The 19,278-nt window shown below is 47.6% G+C and carries 17 protein-coding genes; 9 read left to right on the plus strand and 8 right to left on the minus strand.

Features of this window, described 5'->3' with window-relative positions; translation table 11 throughout:
- The first annotated feature begins 15 nt into the window (after nt 1-15).
- On the plus strand, nt 16-360 hold the full coding sequence (locus B5D42_RS01230; RefSeq protein ID WP_078829599.1) for a translation initiation factor: 345 nt from the start codon (nt 16-18) through the stop codon (nt 358-360).
- Nucleotides 361-387: 27 nt separating this feature from the next.
- On the opposite strand, the gene B5D42_RS01235 is transcribed toward B5D42_RS01230, so the two are convergent.
- From B5D42_RS01235 to dnaB, 5 genes are all read right to left on the minus strand, one after another.
- Nucleotides 388-2,199, minus strand: a complete 1,812-nt coding sequence (locus B5D42_RS01235; protein WP_078829600.1) for a DNA polymerase III subunit gamma/tau — start codon at nt 2,197-2,199, stop codon at nt 388-390.
- A gap of 88 nt (nt 2,200-2,287) precedes the next feature.
- Nucleotides 2,288-3,460 (minus strand): hypothetical protein, encoded by a 1,173-nt coding sequence (locus B5D42_RS01240; RefSeq protein ID WP_078829601.1) that lies wholly within the window; start codon nt 3,458-3,460, stop codon nt 2,288-2,290.
- 46 nt (nt 3,461-3,506) lie between these two features.
- A complete protein-coding gene (locus B5D42_RS01245) occupies nt 3,507-5,105 on the minus strand; it encodes a L,D-transpeptidase family protein (protein ID WP_078829602.1) in 1,599 nt (532 codons plus the stop codon).
- A gap of 67 nt (nt 5,106-5,172) precedes the next feature.
- Complete coding sequence (locus tag B5D42_RS01250) at nt 5,173-5,874, minus strand: RsmE family RNA methyltransferase (RefSeq protein WP_078829603.1); 702 nt, start codon at nt 5,872-5,874, stop codon at nt 5,173-5,175.
- A 15-nt stretch (nt 5,875-5,889) separates the two neighbouring features.
- Entirely contained in the window at nt 5,890-7,464 is a 1,575-nt protein-coding gene (gene dnaB, locus B5D42_RS01255; protein WP_078829604.1) for a replicative DNA helicase, read from the minus strand.
- Between the two features lie 440 nt (nt 7,465-7,904).
- Between dnaB and pheT the strand changes: the two genes are divergently transcribed.
- The 8 genes from pheT (at nt 7,905) to B5D42_RS01295 (ending at nt 16,156) form a co-directional block, all read left to right on the plus strand.
- Nucleotides 7,905-10,316 carry a phenylalanine--tRNA ligase subunit beta gene (gene pheT / locus B5D42_RS01260; RefSeq protein ID WP_078829962.1) on the plus strand — a complete coding sequence of 804 codons (2,412 nt, stop codon included), beginning with the start codon at nt 7,905-7,907 and terminating at the stop codon, nt 10,314-10,316.
- 43 nt (nt 10,317-10,359) lie between these two features.
- Complete coding sequence (locus B5D42_RS01265; protein WP_078829605.1) at nt 10,360-10,647, plus strand: hypothetical protein; 288 nt, start codon at nt 10,360-10,362, stop codon at nt 10,645-10,647.
- A 4-nt stretch (nt 10,648-10,651) separates the two neighbouring features.
- A complete protein-coding gene (locus B5D42_RS01270; protein WP_078829963.1) occupies nt 10,652-10,972 on the plus strand; it encodes a cell division protein ZapA in 321 nt (106 codons plus the stop codon).
- 135 nt (nt 10,973-11,107) lie between these two features.
- Entirely contained in the window at nt 11,108-12,673 is a 1,566-nt protein-coding gene (rny, locus tag B5D42_RS01275; RefSeq protein ID WP_078829606.1) for a ribonuclease Y, read from the plus strand.
- Nucleotides 12,674-12,893: 220 nt separating this feature from the next.
- A complete protein-coding gene (rplS, locus tag B5D42_RS01280) occupies nt 12,894-13,244 on the plus strand; it encodes a 50S ribosomal protein L19 (RefSeq protein ID WP_078829607.1) in 351 nt (116 codons plus the stop codon).
- 147 nt (nt 13,245-13,391) lie between these two features.
- Nucleotides 13,392-13,592 (plus strand): Sec-independent protein translocase subunit TatA/TatB, encoded by a 201-nt coding sequence (locus B5D42_RS01285; RefSeq protein WP_078829608.1) that lies wholly within the window; start codon nt 13,392-13,394, stop codon nt 13,590-13,592.
- Between the two features lie 30 nt (nt 13,593-13,622).
- Nucleotides 13,623-15,059, plus strand: a complete 1,437-nt coding sequence (gatA, locus tag B5D42_RS01290) for an Asp-tRNA(Asn)/Glu-tRNA(Gln) amidotransferase subunit GatA (protein WP_078829609.1) — start codon at nt 13,623-13,625, stop codon at nt 15,057-15,059.
- A gap of 50 nt (nt 15,060-15,109) precedes the next feature.
- Nucleotides 15,110-16,156: a lytic transglycosylase domain-containing protein gene (locus B5D42_RS01295; protein WP_078829610.1), complete on the plus strand. Its 1,047-nt coding sequence runs from the start codon at nt 15,110-15,112 to the stop codon at nt 16,154-16,156.
- A 3-nt stretch (nt 16,157-16,159) separates the two neighbouring features.
- On the opposite strand, the gene B5D42_RS01300 is transcribed toward B5D42_RS01295, so the two are convergent.
- The 3 genes from B5D42_RS01300 to B5D42_RS01310 all read right to left on the minus strand — a co-directional run bounded on the left by B5D42_RS01300 (nt 16,160) and on the right by B5D42_RS01310 (nt 19,262).
- The gene (locus tag B5D42_RS01300; RefSeq protein ID WP_078829611.1) at nt 16,160-17,449 is read right to left on the minus strand and encodes an anthranilate synthase component I family protein; all 1,290 of its coding nucleotides are present in this window, start codon (nt 17,447-17,449) and stop codon (nt 16,160-16,162) included.
- Between the two features lie 8 nt (nt 17,450-17,457).
- A complete protein-coding gene (locus B5D42_RS01305; protein WP_078829612.1) occupies nt 17,458-17,910 on the minus strand; it encodes a hypothetical protein in 453 nt (150 codons plus the stop codon).
- Nucleotides 17,911-17,999: 89 nt separating this feature from the next.
- Complete coding sequence (locus tag B5D42_RS01310) at nt 18,000-19,262, minus strand: adenylosuccinate synthase (RefSeq protein ID WP_078829613.1); 1,263 nt, start codon at nt 19,260-19,262, stop codon at nt 18,000-18,002.
- Nucleotides 19,263-19,278: the final 16 nt, after the last annotated feature.

Here is a 19,278-nt window from a genome sequence, read left to right on the forward strand (position 1 = left end):
TTGTTAATCACCGGTATGAGTAAAAAGAACAAGGCGGACGCCAACGGATTTGTATACAGTACGGATCCCGGTTTTCAATTCCGCGAAGAAGAATCACAGGAACAGGAAACACTTGCGCCGGCTAAACAGCAGCTCCGCGTTAAACTGGATACGAAAAACCGTGGCGGCAAAGCCGTTACACTGGTTACCGGTTTTGCCGGAACTGCAGATGACCTGGAAGCATTCGGTAAAAAGATAAAGAACTTCTGCGGTACAGGCGGCTCTGTAAAAGACGGCGAAGTGATCATCCAGGGCGACCAGCGCGATAAAGTTATGCAGTGGCTTGCTAAGAACGGGTATGAAAAAAGCCGCAAACTATAGCTGCGGCTTTGATAAATATCGTCAGGATCAATAATCGATCTCCAGTTTCAATTTGTCTTTGAGGTCTCTCACTGCAGGAAACTGTTCTGCGATGCGTTCAAATTTCTGCTTGCTGTTCATGCGCATATAAGCCGGAACATCTTCTTTTTCCGAAGCTTCTACCAGGATGGAAAATGTAATACTGCGATTATTGAATGCTTTGTGCAGATGATCGATCAGCATCATCCTTTCCTGTTCTACAAATTTCTGTGCTGTAAGTGCGGGAACGGAAACCGTAAAACGGATATCGTTCTCAATAGTGAGTACTGCTATTTTAAAGGTTCCGGCTGAAGAGTGCTTCTGCTGCTTTTCCAGCATTGCACCATATTCTTTCCAGCAGGCCTGTAATTTTTCCATGTTCAGTACTTCGGCCTCTTTTACTTCTTCAATGGCATACTGATCACCATATTTCTCACGGAGCGCATCCAGCAGGTTCCTTTTGCCGCCCGATGGAGGAGGTGGTGGTGCTGGTCTCTGCAGTGGCGGTGCAATTGCTGAAGGTTTGGGCGCTGCGGTTGCAGGTCGTGCAGCTGGTGCAGCAGCAGCTGCAGGCTGATCTATATATAATCTGGCCGCCGGCGTAGCTGCCGGTACTGCAGTTTGTTTTAACTGTATAGGTGCAACGGCTTTGCTACGGAATGCTATAGGGCCGTCAATCCGTTTTTTTTTTACAACAGTACCATTGTCTGCTGCCAGCTCGAGCGCCTGTTGCAGGAAGTTGAGTTTGATCAGTGTGAGTTCAACATGAAGGCGTTTGTTCCGCGCCATTTTAAAATTGATCTCGGCATCGTTCAGGATGTTGAGTGCGCTCACCAGGTAAGATAATCCTGTACTGTTGGCTGTAGCTGTATATTTTGCCTGCATGCCTTCCACTACTTCAAGCAATGATGCAGATTTAGGGTCTTTGCAAACGAGCAGGTTCCTGATAAATTCTGCAAAACCGTTTAAAACCAGGTCGCCTTCAAAACCTTTCCGGTTGATCTGGTCGTAAAGTATCATAGCACCTGCCATATCCTGCTGCTGCATACATTCGAGCAGTTTGAAATAATAATCCTCATCCAGGATATTCAGATGTTCCAGCGTATTCTGGTAAGTGACAGTGCCATTGGTAAAGCTTACGATCTTGTCCAGGATACTCAGCGAATCGCGCATACAACCTTCGCTTTTCTGGGCAATGACCTGCAATGCTGCTTTCTCTGCTTTGATCTCTTCCTTGTCTACGATTTCCTGCAGGTGTTCTACCGTATCGTTATTGGTGATCCGTTTGAAGTCGAAGATCTGGCAACGGCTCAGGATCGTTGGCAGGATCTTATGTTTCTCTGTTGTTGCAAGAATGAAAATGGCGTAAGATGGTGGCTCCTCCAGTGTTTTAAGGAATGCATTGAAGGCACTTGCACTTAGCATGTGTACCTCATCCACAATATATACTTTATACCTGCCGGCCTGCGGCGCAAAACGTACCTGCTCTACCAGTGAGCGGATATCGTCTACCGAGTTATTACTCGCGGCATCCAGCTCATGGATATTGAGTGATGTGCCCGCATCGAATGAAACGCAGCTGTTACAGGTATTGCAGGCTTCGCCGTCCGGTGTGGGCGATGTACAGTTGATGGTTTTAGCCAGGATCCGTGCGCAGGTGGTTTTGCCAACACCTCTTGGCCCGCAGAACAGGAACGCATGCGCCAGCTGGTTATTCCTGATGGCATTTTTGAGCGTTGTTGTGATATGCGATTGCCCAACAACAGTATTGAAATTTTGCGGCCTGTACTTCCTGGCGGAAACGATAAACTTATTCTCCATAACAGTGATGCAAGATACACAGAAAAGCGGTTAGCATAAACCTCTGACGGTATACGATCAATAGCAACGCTTTATCTATAACGATTAATTATTTGTATTCCATCTCCGGATGCCTTTCAAAGGCAGCGTCGCGGTTGAACAGGTAGCGGAACGTGATCATCCGCCTGCTTTGCGTACCGCCGAGGCTTTTATAAATATTCAGCATTTTCGGATTCCATTCTCCTGCCCAGCCCATTTCATATTCCGTGTACCAGCCTTTATTCTGAAGCAACAAAGCTGATTCGTAGATCATGAAACTGTCGATCCCCAGTGCCTGGTATTTTGGAACAACACCGAAAACAAGGCCGGTTAAACGTTTGCAGTAACCCGTTTTCTTCAGCCACAGCAACCGCAGCTTCTGCAGCAAGCCCATCTTGCCATTGAAATGTTTGAAATACTGGTTTACATCAGGGATATTGATGAACATGGCAATCGGTTCTTCCTTATAATAGGCAAACCATACCGTGCGTTCATCCATGATCGGTTTCATACTGTTGAAGAGCTTTACGATCTGCTCTTTGGTCACTTCCTTGGCTTCCCCGTGCTGCGCCCAGGCCGCATTATAAACCGTTACAAAATCTTCAGCATATTTATCGAGTTCAGACAGTTTTGCATGCCTCGCTTCATAACCCGGCTTGGCCTTGAATTTGGCATGCCGTTCAGGAAAACGTGCCGGCAGCGGATCATCCACATTCATGTGGTAATAATACTGGTTGTAATAATTTTTGAAACCGTAATTATTGAATAACGCTTCATAATAAGAGGGATTGAACGACATGCCGTACATCGGTTCACTGTCGAACCCTTCCACCATCAGGCCCCACCATTTATCACGGTCACCGAAATTGATCGGTCCGTCCATCGCTTCCATGCCCTTCGCCTGCAGCCACGCTTTTGCCGTATCGAACAGGAGATTGGCTGCTTCCTGGTTGTCGGTACAGTCGAAGAAACCTATGCCTCCCGTTGGGAAATCCGTTCCGTTGTTGATGTATTTTGAATTGGTGAAAGCTGCAATGCGACCGATCAGCCTGCCATTATCGTCCTTCAATACCCAGCGTATCGCTTCACCGTATTTGAAACTTTTATTTTTAGCAGGATCAAAGACCGCTTTCACTTCATTGTCGAGCGACCGGATATAACAGGGGTTATGCCTGTTCATCAGTGCATTCACTTCCAGGAAATCTTTTTCGAGTTGCTTATTGTTTACTTCTGATATCTGCATGAAGCTGCTGTTTATACAAATGTAAGCGTTCTTGTTTCGTAGCGTATTAGTTGGCGAACAGTTTGGCGGCCATTTTTGCGTCGTGACCGTAAATATCTTTCCTGAAATTCAGCTTGCCTTCCTGGTCTACCCATGCTGTAAAATAGGTAATGTACACCGGAACCGTTTTTTTCAGCGGTACCCATTTTTCTTTCGACAGATGCATGGCTTTATCAATGCTGTCGCTGTTCCAGGTAGTATCAGCACGTAAAAGATACTCTGCCAGTTTTTTCGGTTCGCCGAGGCGGATGCAGCCATGACTGAAACTGCGGCTCGACTCATTGAACAGACCGCGGTTGGGTGTATCATGGAAATAAATATTGTAATTGTTCGGGAAAAGGAATTTAACCAGCCCGAGTGAATTACCAGGCCCGGGTTTCTGCCTGATCTCCGGAATGCCGCCACTTTTGCCGGTGATCTCCATATTGTTCCGCGCAAGGTAATTGCTGTTCCTGCTCATGGCTGGCAGGATCTCTTTCTTTACGATGCTCGATGGCACATTCCAGTAAGGACTGAACACCACATACTGCAGCTTGCCGCTGAAGATAACGGTATTGTTTGCGGCAGTTCCCACAATTACATTCATATCGAACACCTGTTTTCCGCTGTCGAATACATGCATCTTGTATTCCGGGATATTTACGAGAATAAAATTGGTGTCGTTTGCAGCCGGCATCCAGCGCATTCTTTCCATATTCACCAGCATCTGCCTGATCCGGTCATTGAGCGGTGTATTCAGTTCACTGATGGTTTTGGCACTGATGCGCCCGTCTGCATATAATCCTGTTCTCAGCTGAAAGGAGCGCACGGCTTCTGTAAGCGCACTATCGAAAACTTCAGTACTATCTGCCTGCTGAAGATCACCAAGCAGCACCAGCCTTTGTTTGATCGCCGGTATCACAGCCGCTGAATCGCCTTTGCGTAATGTTTTCTTTATGGTCGGGATACTGTCCCAGGTTGTATTTTTTGCAAGCGAGGTATAGGCAAAGAATTGTTCTTCCAGCTTCTTGTATTGCGGACTGGCCTGCAACAATTTTTCAGGTCCGTCTTTCGTGCTTACGGCCGTATCCAGCAAAGCCGCCAGATCAATTTTTTTACGGGGAATGAACCAGCCCAGTTCCTGTGTGTTCAGGTTGCTTCCCTTGTATGTTTTTGCCGCATACCGGAAGAACTGGCCGGAGAGCATTAGTTCCGTGGAAAGCTGTGAAGCGTAATGTGTGGCATTCAGCGAGCCTTTTGCGGAAAGCGTATCGTAGAGGCGTTGTAATATATCGTTGTAAATAGAACTGTCGCCAGACCTGCTGATATAATCGTGCTGTAGGTTGATGAAGTGATAAGCCTGCTCGGTAAGCCCTGCCGTATCGAACCAGGCATACTCGTAGTTCCTGTGACTGTAGAAATCGTCGAACTGCTCGGAGAATGGTTCGTATTGAATATTGCTGTCGATGAAGGCACTGAGCTGCGCACTGTCGAAAAAAAGGGTATTGAAGGATGTGATTTTGTTTACGGTCGTATCTCTCGGTACCTGTCCTCTTTTCCGCTGGTTCTTACATGCCTGAAATAAAAAGATCCCTGCGAGAAGGATAAAAAATAATTTGCGCTTCATAGATGGAATTTACGAAGGAAAATGATACGTTCTATAGTGCCGGTTGTTGCTTTAATCAGAACTTTTATCAGGAATTTATAAGCAGTGTTGCAGCCACCATACCGGCGGTTTCGGTTCTCAGCCTTGTTTGTCCTAAAGTAACCGGGATGAATTTCAGATCAAGTGCGGTTTGTATTTCTGCGGGTGAAAAATCACCTTCAGGACCGATCATGATCAGTGCGTCTGAAAAAGGGGGAAGTTCGCCGATGTTGTTTTTGCTGTCTTCCTCGCAATGAGCAAGGAGTTTCAGCTGGTAATCGGGGCGGGAGAGTGCTGTTTTATAAGCAATGGGTTCGCGTAATACAGGCAGCCATAGTTGCTGGCTCTGCAGCATGGCAGAAACGAGGATATGCTGCATCCTGTCTGCACGGAAACGGGTATGTTCCGTTCTTTCACAGAGCAACGGGATGATCTCGCTGATGCCAATTTCGGTCGCTTTTTCAAGGAACCATTCGAAGCGGCTGGTGTTCTTCAGTAATGAGATACCGATAGCGATCTTTTTTTGCTTTTGAGGAACGAAGATTTCACTTTCCAGCAGTACTACAGCTTTTTTACGGTCTTCTTCAACGATCCTTGCGTTATAGGAATAACCTTTTCCGTTGGTGAGCCGTATCAGGCTGCCGGCCTTCATGCGCAATACCTGGATGCAATGCTTGCTGGTATCCTCGCTGAGCTGGAAATGGCTCGATACACCGGCTACGTCCGGTTCATAAAAAAAAGGAAGCGTCATTGCAGGATCAGGGTTTTAGAAAGGTGCATCGTTTTCAAATCCGGAATCAAAATCGTTACCATTCATTTTGCTGCCCTGGATAAAGAATTTTCCACCGCCACCGTTATCCGCAGGTGCGCCGCCGCCTGGTGCCGGGGGCGGGCCGAGTGGTTTCCAGCCGCTGAACCCGTCGCCTTCGTTGCTGTCCCATTCTTCGAACTTCTGGATCTCCAGTTTCGCGCGGAGCTTGATGGTTTCAAGGGAACCGTTACGGTGTTTGGCGATACGTACGTGTGTTTCACCATGCGTACTTTCACCCATTTCGTTATTGTTGATCTCGTAGTATTCCGGACGATAGATGAACATTACCATATCCGCATCCTGCTCAATGGCACCCGATTCACGAAGGTCACTCAGCTGCGGCATCTTGCTTTCCTTACGGGTTTCCACCGCACGGCTCAGCTGGCTCAGTGCGAGGATCGGGATATTCAATTCCTTGGCCAGACCTTTCAGATTTCTCGAGATGGTACTGATCTCCTGTTCACGGCTGCCGTTCTTGTCGGGCGTACCGCTCATGAGCTGCAGGTAATCGATAATGATCATGCCTACACCATGCTTGTTTACAAGTCTTCTGGCTTTGGCGCGGAATTCAAATACGTTGAGGGCTGCGGTATCGTCGATGAAGATAGGAGCAACCTCCAGTTTTTTAACACCCTTGGTGTGGAGCTGCTGGTATTCGTGTTCTTCCAGTTTACCACGGCTGATCTTTTCCATTTTGATCTCGCTCTCGGCGCTGAGGATCCGCTGTACCAGCTGGCCGGCGCCCATCTCCAGCGAGAAGAAGGCAACGGGGATCGGTTTGGTAGGATGCAATGCAGCATTACGCGCCAGGTTCAGCGCAAATGCGGTTTTACCCACGGCAGGCCTTGCTGCCAGGATGATAAGATCGGTTGGCTGCCAGCCATAGGTAACACGGTCCAGCGAACTAAACCCGCTTGGCACACCTGAAATATCTTCGGTTTTTGTTCTCAGTTCGTCGATCCTGTTGATGGTCTTGGCGAGCACATTGCCGATATCGTCAAAATTCTTTTTGAGGTAATTGTTGGTGATATTGAACATTTTGGTCTCGCTCTCATCCAGCATATCGAATACATCGGTGCTGTCTTCATATGCATCGCCGATGATCTCGCTGCTGATACGGATCAGCTCGCGCTGGATGAATTTCTGCAGCACGATACGGGCATGCGCTTCAATATTGGCCGTGGAAACCACGGAGTTGGTGAGTTTGGTAACGTAGTAAGGGCCACCTACCGCATCCAGCTGCTCGCGCATTTTCAGTTCTTCCACCACTGTCAGGATATCGATCGGCATGCTTTTCTGCTGCAGTCCCTGAAAAGCTTTGTAAATGATCTGGTGTGCTTCTACGTAAAAACACTCCGGCTTGATGATCTCTGTAACGGTATCGAATGCACTTTTTTCAAGCATAATAGCACCCAGAACGGCTTCCTCGAGTTCTTTGGCCTGGGGTGGTATTTTCCCATATACCATTGTGCTAAGGTCTACACTGGTCTTTCTTCTCTTACGGTCTTTATTCAAACTTGTCAGGTCCATGGTACGTTCTGTGATCTTTGGTTAGCGGTCTCTTTGTGCCCTTTTTCCGGCGGCGGCCAATGTTACGGAATTGTTACCGCGCAGGTAAGGGGGAGCGAATATGGGTTAAGAAATCGGGTTCTGAAAATTTTTTTCGTCCAATATTCATCCACAGCAGTTCACACCCAGATTCACACCTGTAAGGTCTCCATTCACACAATTTACCACTGTTATCCACCAAAATCAAAAGTTTTCCGCCTTCCGGCACAGGTAATGCACAAGGTGCTGTGTACAAAGAATTATGAACAAAAAGGGGGCCGGGAATCAGAAAAAGCGTAATTAATGAATTGTGAAAAACGATGTTTTTTGTGCAAAACCAGGCCCACCGCAGGTTCCGGAGATGGCCGCACCACATCCAGATTTTATCACCTATTTTTGACGCCCGAAAAGAGCAAGCAATTATGACCATTAGTTACAACTGGCTGAGTGAATATCTCCCCGAAACGATCGATCCGCAGAAATTATCCAAAATACTGACCTCGATCGGACTGGAAGTGGAAAGCCTGGAACGTTATGAAAGCATCCGCGGCGGACTGGAAGGTGTGGTGATTGGTGAAGTGCTTACCTGTGAGCAGCATCCCAATGCCGATAAACTCAAAATCACCAGTGTGAACATCGGTGCTGCTGAACCTATACAGGTTGTATGCGGCGCAGCTAATGTTGCTGCCGGCCAGAAAGTAGCGGTAGCTACGGTAGGTACAACCATTTATCCTTCCTCCGGCGACCCGTTGACCATGAAAGTGACTAAAATACGCGGTACCGAAAGCTTCGGGATGATCTGTGCCGAAGATGAACTGGGTCTCGGTACCAGCCATGCAGGTATTATGGTATTGCCGGAAGACCTCGTGCCTGGTACACCTGCGGCTGATTATTTTAAACCTTACACGGACTGGACCTATGAAATAGGCCTTACACCTAACCGGATGGATGCGATGAGTCATCTCGGCGTAGCCAGGGATGTATGCGCATACCTGACACATCACCAGAAAGAAGCAAGGTCCAAAACCCCGTTTACCAACGGCCTCAAAGCGGATAATAACAGCCTGCCGATCAGGATCACGATCGAAAATGCAGCGGATTGCCAGCGTTATGCGGGTATCAGTATTTCCGGTGTAACCGTAAAGGAATCGCCGCAGTGGCTGAAAGACCGGCTGGTATCCATTGGTCTTCGTCCCATCAATAATATCGTAGACATTACCAATTTCATCCTGCACGAAACAGGACAACCCCTCCATGCTTTCGATGCAGATCAGATCACCGGCGGTGAGGTAATTGTAAAGAATCTGCCAGAAGGAACACCATTCGTTACACTCGATGAAAAAGAGCGAAAACTGGGCGCAGGAGACCTGATGATCTGCAATGCGGAGGAACCGATGTGTATCGCCGGTGTTTTTGGCGGTCTGAAAAGCGGCGTAACTGAAAAAACGGTGAATATATTCCTGGAAAGCGCCTGGTTTGCACCGGTAAGCATCCGGAAAACCTCTGTTAAACATGGTTTGCGCACTGATGCAGCAACACGTTTTGAAAAAGGCGTGGATATTTCAGCAACAGTACAGGTACTCAAGCGTGCAGCCATGCTGATCAAAGAGATCGCAGGCGGACAATTATCCAGCGATGTAACAGATATATATCCAGATCCGAAGCCAAAAACAGAAGTGGCGATCAAATATCATTATCTTAAAAAGCTGAGCGGAAAAAACTATCATCCGGACAAAGTGAAGCGCATTCTTACCAGCCTCGGGTTTGAAATTGTAAAGGAAGGCCTGGACGAATTATGGGTGGCAGTACCATACAGTAAGCCTGATATTTCTATTCCTGCCGATATCGTAGAAGAAATAGTGCGGATCGATGGTTTGGATAATATCGAAATCCCTTCGGCTATTACGATCAGCCCGGCCATTGACCAGATGGGAGTAAAAGAAGGAGTGAAAGAGAAAATAGCCAACTATCTTACCGGAAGGGGATTCGTGGAGATCTTCACCAATTCCATCACCAACAGCCGTTATTTTGAAGAGCCGGTGCTCACCCATACGGTGAAAATGATCAATAACCTGAGTGCCGAACTGGATGTAATGCGTCCGTCGATGCTGGAAACAGGGCTTGAAGCGATCGCGTACAATATCAACAGGCGAAACCTCGATCTGCAGTTATTCGAATATGGTAAAACCTATGCTACCAGCGGGCCTGGAAATTATACGGAAGAGGAGCATTTATGCCTTTATCTCACCGGTAAATCAGGAGAAGACAGCTGGCGTCTGAAAGCGGCAGCGCATGATCTTTTCAGTGCGAAAGGTGTGTTGGCGGCCATGTTAGCGGTGTGTGGTCTGAAAGACGTGCAATTAGTAAAACAGGAAGATGCGCTCGCGATCCTGAACGGGAAAGCGCAGATAGGTATTCTTAAAGAAGTATCCCGCAAAAAGCTACAGGCTTTTGACATCAGGCAGGCGGTTTATTTTGTGGATATCAGCATGAACGCATTGCTGGAAGCTGCCGGAAAGAACAGGATCGTATATAAGGAAGTGAGCCGTTTTCCGGTGATGCAGCGCGACCTGGCCCTGATCGTAGATAAAAACACTACGTATGAGGCCATCACGGCAGCTGTGCAGAAACTGAAACTGCCCAAACTGAAAGAAACCCGCCTGTTCGACATATTTGAAAGCGATAAATTAGGCGCCGGTAAAAAATCGGTGGCAATCAGCTTTACTTTTGTGGATGAGGAAAAGACACTGACCGATAAAGAAGTGGATGGCATGACCGCCAAACTGGTACAAAGTTTCGAGAAGGAGCTGGGTGCCGAGATCCGGAAGTCATAGGTGTAACGGGAAATAATATAAATGATAGCAGTATCTTAGAACCATGGTAGACCTGGAAATCCGGATAAAAAGCATAAGCGACAAGCTCCAGTTATTACTGAGGCAGCAACAGCTATTGCTGAAGGATAACCAGCGGCTGAAAAAAGAACTGGAAAAAGCACAGTTATCGGGCGAAGAAAAAGATGCAGCGATCCTGTTGCTGCAGCAGCAGACAGATGCCCTGAAACTGGGCGCAGCACAGCGGACACCGGAAGAAAAAGCGGAGCTTGAAAAAAGGATCAACGGCTACCTGAAGGAAATAGACAAATGCCTGGCGCTCCTGAATGCATAACCTTATGGCAGAACTGATACCCGTAAATATTGTGATTGCAGACCGCAGCTACCGGCTGAAGATCCAGGCGGCTGATGAGGAAGTAGTACGCAAGACAGCAGCCCTCATCAACGACAAGATCAACGAATTCCGCGGCAGCCTGGCCGGAAAGGATATGCAGGATTATGTAGCCATGGTACTGCTCTGGTTCGCAACTGAAAAAACGAACAGCGGGATCGATGCAGTTAAATGGAACGAAGCAGCCGCAGGTCTCACCGCCATTGAAAAAGCCATGGAAAAAGCACTGGCTGAAACCGAAAAAAGCATACTTCCGGACAGCATCTAGGGTTTCCCCGCTGAATTCCGCATCATTCTTCATCCTTCTTACTTATCTTCGTGCCAATCATTTTGTTTATTAAAAGAAAATGATATGTGAACGTACCATCAGATTGATTGTGAATTATTTAAAATTGCTTAAACCATGGACAATACAGTTATCCTGATCATTATAGGTGTTGTGGCAGCTGTTGCCGGTCTTATTGCCGGCAAATTGATTTTTGCCAAAGACACCCGCAAACAGCTGGAAGATGCTGAAGCGCAGGCAAAAGCATTCCTCAAAGAAGCTGAACTGAGGGCGGAAACCATCAAAAAAGAAAAACAGCTGGAAGCAAAAGAACGCTTTGTGCAGCTGAAGGCCGAGCACGATAAGGAAGTGCTGGAGCGTAACCGTAAAATAGGCGAATCCGAGAACAGGGCTAAACAGAAAGAGATCACGATCAACCAGAAAGAAGCGGCGCTGGACAAGCAGATCAAGGAAAATGAAGCGATCAAGGAGAACCTGAACCGCCAGATCGAGGTGGTGAATCATAAACGGACCGAACTGGAAAAACACCAGGAAGAACATATCCGCAGGCTGGAAAAAATAGCCGGACTGAGCGCAGAAGAAGCGAAAACACAGCTGGTGGAAAGCCTGAAACAGGAAGCGCACAGCCAGGCACTGGCCCTGCAGCAGGAGATCATTGAAGATGCGAAGCAGAAAGCCAACAAGGAAGCGAGAAAAATCGTTATCCAGTCGATCCAGCGTACAGCAGCAGAGCAGACCATCGAAAATACCGTTACCGTATTCAACCTGGAAACAGATGAGATCAAAGGTCAGATCATTGGTCGCGAGGGACGTAATATCCGCGCTATTGAAGCTGCAACAGGTGTTGACCTGATTGTGGATGATACTCCGGAAGCAATCATTCTTTCTTCATTCGATCCGTTACGCCGCGAAGTAGCGCGTCTGAGTTTGCAGCGACTGGTGGCGGATGGCCGTATTCACCCTGCGCGTATTGAGGAAGTGGTAGAAAAAACACGCCGCCAGCTGGAAGAGCAGGTGATGGAAATAGGTGAGCGTACGGTGATAGAAATGGGAATTCACGGTCTGCATAAAGAACTGGTGCGTATCGTAGGTAAAATGCGTTTCCGTTCATCTTATGGCCAGAACCTGCTGATGCACAGCCGCGAAACCGCGAATCTCTGCGGAATCATGGCAGCAGAGCTGGGCATGAACCCCAAACTGGCGAAAAGAGCAGGCCTGCTGCACGATATAGGTAAAGTGCCGGATGAAGAAACAGAACTGAGCCACGCACTGCTGGGCGCGAAGCTGGCAGAGAAATACGGTGAGAATCCTGCGGTGGTGAATGCGATCGGAGCACACCACGACGAGATGGAAATGCAATACGTGATCTCCCCGATCGTACAGGCCTGTGATGCGATCAGCGGTGCCCGTCCGGGTGCACGCCGCGAGATCATGCAGCAGTACTTACAGCGTATCAAAGACCTTGAAAACCTGGCGCTTGCTTACCAGGGCGTGGAAAAAGCCTATGCGATCCAGGCCGGCCGTGAGCTGAGGGTAATTGTGGAGGCGGAAAAAGTGACCGATACCGACAGCGATAAGCTGAGTTTCGAGATCGCGCAGAAGATCCAGACCGAAATGACGTACCCGGGCCAGATCAAAGTAACCGTAATCCGTGAAAAACGCGCGGTGAACGTGGCCAGGTAGTAAATAGCTATTTGTAATGGCATTATATATAATGGTTTTGCAGGATGTAAGAACTCCGGCAAAACCATTATTGTTTTTAAAAATGAGATTGACACAGGTTGCAGGAAGGGAGTATTAATGGTTTTCAGCGATAACCGGGATATTTTGGATATTTTTTTGGATATTCCTTGGACCTTATTATCCACATCCTTACCTTTGCCGTCCGTAAAAATTAAAAGTTATGAACGCAGCAGTTCAGTTTGTTCACGATCAGTTGACAGCTAAGAAAGAGCACCCGAAGTTTAAAGCCGGTGATAATGTAACCGTTAAATATAAAATCGTTGAAGGTGGTAAAGAGCGTATCCAGGATTTCCGCGGAGACGTAATCAAAATCCAGGGTTCTGGTGCTACTGTAACTTTTACAGTACGTAAGATCTCTGACGGAGTAGGCGTAGAGCGTTTATTCCCGATCCTTTCTCCGAACATCGACTCTATCGTGCTGAACAAGACCGGTAAAGTTCGTCGTGCTAAACTGTTCTACCTCCGTGAGCGTAGCGGTAAGAGCGCACGTATTAAAGAAAAACGTTTCTAACCGGGAACTGATTGAATATTTTAAAGCGGAAGCCTTGGGTAAAACTAAACTTCCGCTTTTTTATTAGGTCTTATACAGGTCATTAATTTTTATTGCGGGTGAGGTGATGTTTTACCTTACCTTTGGTATCCTCAAAAACATCATTTTATGGGTAACTTAGGATTTCAGGAGATCTTGTTGATCGCCGTAGTTGTGCTGGTATTATTTGGCGGAAGGAAAATCCCTGAATTCATGAGAGGTCTTGGAAAAGGCATCCGTGAATTCAACGATGCAAAAAACAACGTGAAGAAAGAACTGGAAGAAGGAATGAAAGAAAAAGACCAGGCTTCTACTACCACGCAACCGTAATCTCTTTATCGTTTTAAAGTATTCTGGCCTTTGTTTCGCTTCAGCACAATCAAAGACTACCATACCGCATTACAGAACGGCCAAACCACCTGTGTGGAGGCCGTTCATTTTTATATCCGTGCCATAGAAGCACAGCGTGAACTCAATGCCTACCTTGAAGTATACGCAGCCGAAGCTTTGCAGCGCGCTGCAGAACTGGATGCCCGGCTTGCATCAGGCGAACCTTTGGGGAAACTGCACGGCGTTGTAGTGGGCCTGAAAGATGTGATCTGTTATAAAGACCACCGCGTTTCCGCCGCTTCACGCATCCTCGAAGATTTTGTTTCCATTTATAATGCCACTGCTACGGAAAGACTACTTGCTGAAGGTGCCATCATCATCGGCCGCCAGAACTGCGACGAATTTGCGATGGGCAGCAGCAATGAAAAATCTGCATACGGCCCGGTAAAAAATGCACTGGATCATACACGTGTACCCGGTGGTTCATCCGGCGGATCTGCTGTTGCCGTGCAGGCTGGCCTTTGCATGGTCAGCCTCGGAAGCGATACGGGCGGCTCCGTAAGACAACCGGCCGATTTCTGCGGCATTATCGGGCTTAAACCTACCTATGGCCGTATTTCCCGTTACGGGCTGCTTGCTTATGCCTCTTCCTTCGACCAGATCGGTATTTTTACCAATACCGTGGCGGACGCCGCTTTGCTCCTGGAAGTGATTGCAGGACCGGATGCTTACGACAGCACCGTTTCAACGCAACCTGTACCTGCTTATAGTAAAGAAATTGCGGCAGGTGCAGATAAGAAATACCGCATCGCCTATTTTCGCCAGGCATTGGAACATCCCGGTCTCGACCCGGTGATCAGGGACGAGATCAGCTTGTTTATCAAAAAATTAACAGCTGCAGGTCATATTGTAGAAGCAATTGATTTCGAGCTGCTTGAATATGTTGTTCCAACATACTATGTGCTTACAACTGCGGAAGCTTCCAGCAATCTTTCCCGTTACGATGGGGTAAGATTCGGGCACCGTACAAAAGTAGCAACGGAAGAACTGGCAGATATGTACAAACTCACCCGGAGTGAAGGTTTCGGAAAGGAGGTACAGCGCCGGATCCTCCTGGGCACATTTGTACTCAGCGCTGGTTATTTCGAGGCCTATTTTACTAAAGCCCAGCAGGTTAGGCGCCTGATCAGCGAGAAAACCACCACCATTTTCAGCAATTATGATGCGGTGATATCACCCACTGTGCCTTCCACTGCTTTCAAGATCGGTGAAAAACAGCAGGACCCGGTTGAGATGTTCCTGGCTGATATCTATACCGTATTTGCCAACCTGGCAGGTATACCCGGTATATCCATTCCATTGTTCACACACCCCGAAGGAATGCCGTTCGGCCTTCAGATCATGACTTCTCACTTTGATGAGGTATCTTTGCTGCGCCTTTCAGCCGAACTGATGCAGTTGAAATGAACAGCTCTTCTTAATTAAGTTCCCGCTGAAAGGTTAATAAACTTGTTTCAATGCAGTGGTTCGGAATCAACTTTCAGCATAATATCTCCGCTGCCAGGGCTACCCTGGTTAGCTTCGCTTTCCTGGCAGGAAGCATGGCGGCGATGTCGTTCACCAACGATCCCGCGGGTGTTGCTGTTTCTGATTCAACCCTTCCTGAAAAAGGATTCAAAAGCCTTTTTACCAACAATAAGTTCGACGCTACCAAACCTTATTCAACCCAGCTCAACCCGAGAGCGGTCTCTTTTGTGCAGGAATATATCCGCAAGCAGGGTAAAGAACTGGAACGGATGAAAACCTGGGGCCGGCCTTATTTTGACCTATATGACAATATCCTGGCAGTATATGGTTTACCCCGGGAAATGAAATACCTCAGCGTGATCGAAAGTCACCTTAGTTCCGGGCTGGTATCCTGGGCCGGAGCTGTTGGTCCCTGGCAGCTCATGGATTACGAAGCCCGCCGTTTCGGGCTGCGTGTAGGCGGAATCGGTGATGAGCGCATGGACTATTACAAGAGCACGCATGTGGCAGCACGCCTGATGAAGGAATTATATACTGAATTCGGCGACTGGTTGCTGGTGGTTGCTGCTTATAACGGCGGCAGCGGTCGTGTCCGCCAGGCCATCCGTAAAGCCGGCAGCCGCGATTTCTGGGATCTGCAATACTACCTGCCCGAGGAAACACGTAACCACGTTAAGAAGTTCATTGGCACCCACTATATTTTTGAAGGCAGTGGTGGTGCAACAACCATGACCGCGGCAGAAATTGAGGTACATAAAGCCAACCTGGCCTTGCTGGAAGCACAACCCAGTGAAGCGGATGCGGCCAATACCTCGGCCCTGGAGATTGGCGGACGGTATAATTCCCTGGTAGTGGCCAATCATCTCCTGATCGATATCTCCCAATTCAACAAATGGAACCCCGGCTTTGACAAGCTCCTGGCTGCAGGTAAAAAATATACACTCCGTTTACCGAAAGATAAGATCGCTGTATTTGAAGCTAAAAAGGAGCAGCTGCTCATAGAATCTGTTCGTGCCTTGTTACAGAGCGGCAGCTGAGGATTAATTTTCTGCCTGTAATACTTTATTGATGGCCGTTGCTTTTAACAGGCACTCTTCGTATTCATTTTCCGCATCACTGTAGAATGTAATTCCGCCGCCCACGAGATAGGACAGGTAATGATCTGCTTCATTATACAGGATACTACGGATCACCACATTAAAGTCAAAATCCTTTTCAGGTGTTATATAACCTACCGCCCCGGAATAAATACCCCGTCGGGTACGCTCGTATTGTTCCGTAAGAAGCAGCACATTTTTTTTGGGAGCACCGGTCATGCTGCCCATCGGGAAAGTGGCCCGGAGGATTTCTGTAAAGCCCGTATGTTCTTCCAGCCGGCCAGTAATGGTAGAGATCATCTGGTGCACCTGCGGAAAGCTGTGAATGCTGAAAAGCTCCGATACGGCTACAGTTCCTTCGCGGCAGATGCGGCTCAGGTCGTTGCGGACCAGGTCTACCACCATTACATTTTCGCTTTTGTCCTTCTCGCTCAGGCTGAGTGTTCTTGCCAGTTGCTGATCGGCCTCCTGATTGGTTGTATCGCGTTTTATTGTGCCTTTGATGGGTTGAGAAATAAGCAGGTCTCCTTTTTTCTGCAGGTAACGTTCCGGGCTCGCACATAAAAGGTAGCGATGCCGCTGCTTGTAAAAACAGGCAAAAGGGTTGGGTGAAACAGCGGTGAGAGACTGATACAATGCGGTGGGATCGACTCTTGCATTTTCTGCATAAAACTCCTGGCAAAAATTGATCTCATAACAATCTCCCCTCCGGATATGCTGCCTTAATTTTTCAATGGTGCCGGTGTATTGGTCTTTCCCGATCCGGGCCCTGATTTCCAGCTTGCCGTTGGGCTGTTCATTAAAGACTGGTGCAGTAATAAGTTCATTGTAGACCTGCTGCGGATCAGTAAATGACCGGATGGTGGCTTCACTACCGCTAAGTTGTACAATGGTTTCGGGCTGGAAAAAGAAAAGATCCGGGAAGCCGATAGGGTCGGGATGTGCGGATGAAAGGTTCCAGATCTCATTTTTCAGGTCATAGGAAATATGACCGAAGATCCAGTCGTTTCTGCCCTGCAGGTATTCGTCAAGGCCTGGCAGGCTTTGGCCGGAAGGCGGCTCATATACAGAAACGGCGCCTGCTGCGAGGATGCATTCTATGGAATGATGATCGGAATGGTACTGATGGTTATCCAGAAAAGAACAGATGTTGAACCGGCTACCCCAATTCAACATCTGCTTTTTAAATTGTGCTGTATCTGCTACAGGAAAAATTCTTGTTTGTCTATTCATCGGGATGATTAAAAATCATCATCGTCATCATCAAATCCGTCATTTTTATCGTTGAAAAGATCGAATTCTTTGAAGTCTTCATCTAATTTGAAGTCGTCATCTCCGTCATCGCCTTTTTTCTTGGCGCCGCTGCCGCCTGCTTTTTTGGTTTTGCTTTTGGGAATATCGAATTCATCGAAATCAGGATCCCAGCTATCCTCTTCTTCGGCCTTGCCCCAATCGTCTTCAGGCTCATCGAAGTCGTCTTCATCATCATCGTCATCATCGCCTTTCGCTTTTTTAGACGACGCTTTGGACGAGGTTTTGGATGGCTTTACATCCAGCTCTTCGTCATCTTCGAGATCATCATCATCGTCTTCCATTTGCTTTTTGCTTTTAGGAGACGGTTTCTCATCCGCTTTCTTAGCGGGTACTTTTTTCGGTGTGGAGGATTTATTATCCTTATCAGATTTCGCTGCCATATTCCAATAAGATTTCTGCGTAAAATTTCAAAGCAAATTGCTATTAACCAAATATTTTTTTTCAACACAAATGCGATGCCAGTTCCGGCTTACAAACGAACGATCTGTTCTCTGCCTGGTCCGTTGGATACGTATTTTACCGGTGCGCCAATATATTGATTAATAAAGTCTACATATGTATTCATGGTTGATGGCAATTCAGCCGCATTGTGCATAGCCGTTGTGTCTGTATTCCAGCCCGGGAAGCTCTTCAGCACCGGGGAGATTTTTGCCCTCGATATATGATAAGGGATCTGCGTGGTTTCTGTTCCGTTGATATCGTACGCAGTACATACTTTCAGTTCCTCGAATGAATCCAGCACATCGGCCTTGGTCATGATCACCTGGGTTACACCGTTGATCATACAGGCATATTTCAGTGCTACCAGGTCGATCCAGCCGCAACGGCGGGGACGTCCTGTTGTTGCGCCGAACTCGCTGCCTATTTTGCGGAGCTCTTCGCCGGTTGCATCATCGAGTTCGGTCGGGAACGGTCCGCCGCCTACACGTGTGCAATAAGCTTTGGTTACACCGAATACTTCGTTGATCTTCTTGGGAGAGATGCCCAGACCGGTACAAACGCCGGCTGAAATGGTATTGGAAGATGTAACGAAGGGGAATGTTCCGAAATCGATATCGAGCATGCTGCCCTGTGCGCCTTCTGCCATTACTTTTTTGCCCTTGCTGATCTCATCGTTGATATAATATTCACAATTGATCACATTGAGGGTCTTCAGGAATTCGATCGCCTCGAAAAATTCTTCTTCCCAGGCTGAAATATCTTCTATGAAATGAAAATTATCAAGCAGTTTCTGGTGTTTCAGGCGGAGCTTGATATACTGTGTTGTAAAGGATTTGTCGAGCAGGTCGCCAACGCGCAGGGCATTACGACCGGTTTTGTCCATATAAGCAGGTCCGATACCTTTCAGGGTAGAACCGATCTTGCTTTCGCCTTTTGATAATTCAGATGCCTTATCCAGCGCCCTGTGTGTAGGAACGATGATATTGGTCTTGTCAGAAATGAACAGGTTCTTTTTTACATCAATGCCGAATGCAGCAACGGCATCGCACTCACGCTTTAAGGTTACCGGATCGAGCACCACACCATTACCGATAATGTTCACTGTATTCTGGTGAAAGATACCGGAAGGGATCTGGTGCAATACCATTTTCTTACCATCTACATACAGTGTGTGCCCTGCGTTGGGGCCGCCCTGGAAACGGGCAATGATGTCATAATGCGGCGCAAAGTAATCAACGATTTTTCCTTTGCCTTCATCGCCCCATTGTAAACCTAAGAGTACGTCAACCATAAAATGCTTTTGGATC

Source organism: Sediminibacterium ginsengisoli, from assembly GCF_900167075.1.
Taxonomy (GTDB): domain Bacteria; phylum Bacteroidota; class Bacteroidia; order Chitinophagales; family Chitinophagaceae; genus Sediminibacterium; species Sediminibacterium ginsengisoli.

Excerpts from the sequence above, each read along its gene's own strand:
- B5D42_RS01230 (WP_078829599.1), top strand. The coding sequence starts at position 16 with ATGAGTAAAAAGAACAAGGCGGACGCCAACGGATTTGTATACAGTACG.
- B5D42_RS01235 (WP_078829600.1), bottom strand. The coding sequence starts at position 2,199 with ATGGAGAATAAGTTTATCGTTTCCGCCAGGAAGTACAGGCCGCAAAAT.
- B5D42_RS01240 (WP_078829601.1), bottom strand. The coding sequence starts at position 3,460 with ATGCAGATATCAGAAGTAAACAATAAGCAACTCGAAAAAGATTTCCTG.
- B5D42_RS01245 (WP_078829602.1), bottom strand. The coding sequence starts at position 5,105 with ATGAAGCGCAAATTATTTTTTATCCTTCTCGCAGGGATCTTTTTATTT.
- B5D42_RS01250 (WP_078829603.1), bottom strand. The coding sequence starts at position 5,874 with ATGACGCTTCCTTTTTTTTATGAACCGGACGTAGCCGGTGTATCGAGC.
- dnaB (WP_078829604.1), bottom strand. The coding sequence starts at position 7,464 with ATGGACCTGACAAGTTTGAATAAAGACCGTAAGAGAAGAAAGACCAGT.
- pheT (WP_078829962.1), top strand. The coding sequence starts at position 7,905 with ATGACCATTAGTTACAACTGGCTGAGTGAATATCTCCCCGAAACGATC.
- B5D42_RS01265 (WP_078829605.1), top strand. The coding sequence starts at position 10,360 with ATGGTAGACCTGGAAATCCGGATAAAAAGCATAAGCGACAAGCTCCAG.
- B5D42_RS01270 (WP_078829963.1), top strand. The coding sequence starts at position 10,652 with ATGGCAGAACTGATACCCGTAAATATTGTGATTGCAGACCGCAGCTAC.
- rny (WP_078829606.1), top strand. The coding sequence starts at position 11,108 with ATGGACAATACAGTTATCCTGATCATTATAGGTGTTGTGGCAGCTGTT.
- rplS (WP_078829607.1), top strand. The coding sequence starts at position 12,894 with ATGAACGCAGCAGTTCAGTTTGTTCACGATCAGTTGACAGCTAAGAAA.
- B5D42_RS01285 (WP_078829608.1), top strand. The coding sequence starts at position 13,392 with ATGGGTAACTTAGGATTTCAGGAGATCTTGTTGATCGCCGTAGTTGTG.
- B5D42_RS01295 (WP_078829610.1), top strand. The coding sequence starts at position 15,110 with ATGCAGTGGTTCGGAATCAACTTTCAGCATAATATCTCCGCTGCCAGG.
- B5D42_RS01300 (WP_078829611.1), bottom strand. The coding sequence starts at position 17,449 with ATGAATAGACAAACAAGAATTTTTCCTGTAGCAGATACAGCACAATTT.
- B5D42_RS01305 (WP_078829612.1), bottom strand. The coding sequence starts at position 17,910 with ATGGCAGCGAAATCTGATAAGGATAATAAATCCTCCACACCGAAAAAA.
- B5D42_RS01310 (WP_078829613.1), bottom strand. The coding sequence starts at position 19,262 with ATGGTTGACGTACTCTTAGGTTTACAATGGGGCGATGAAGGCAAAGGA.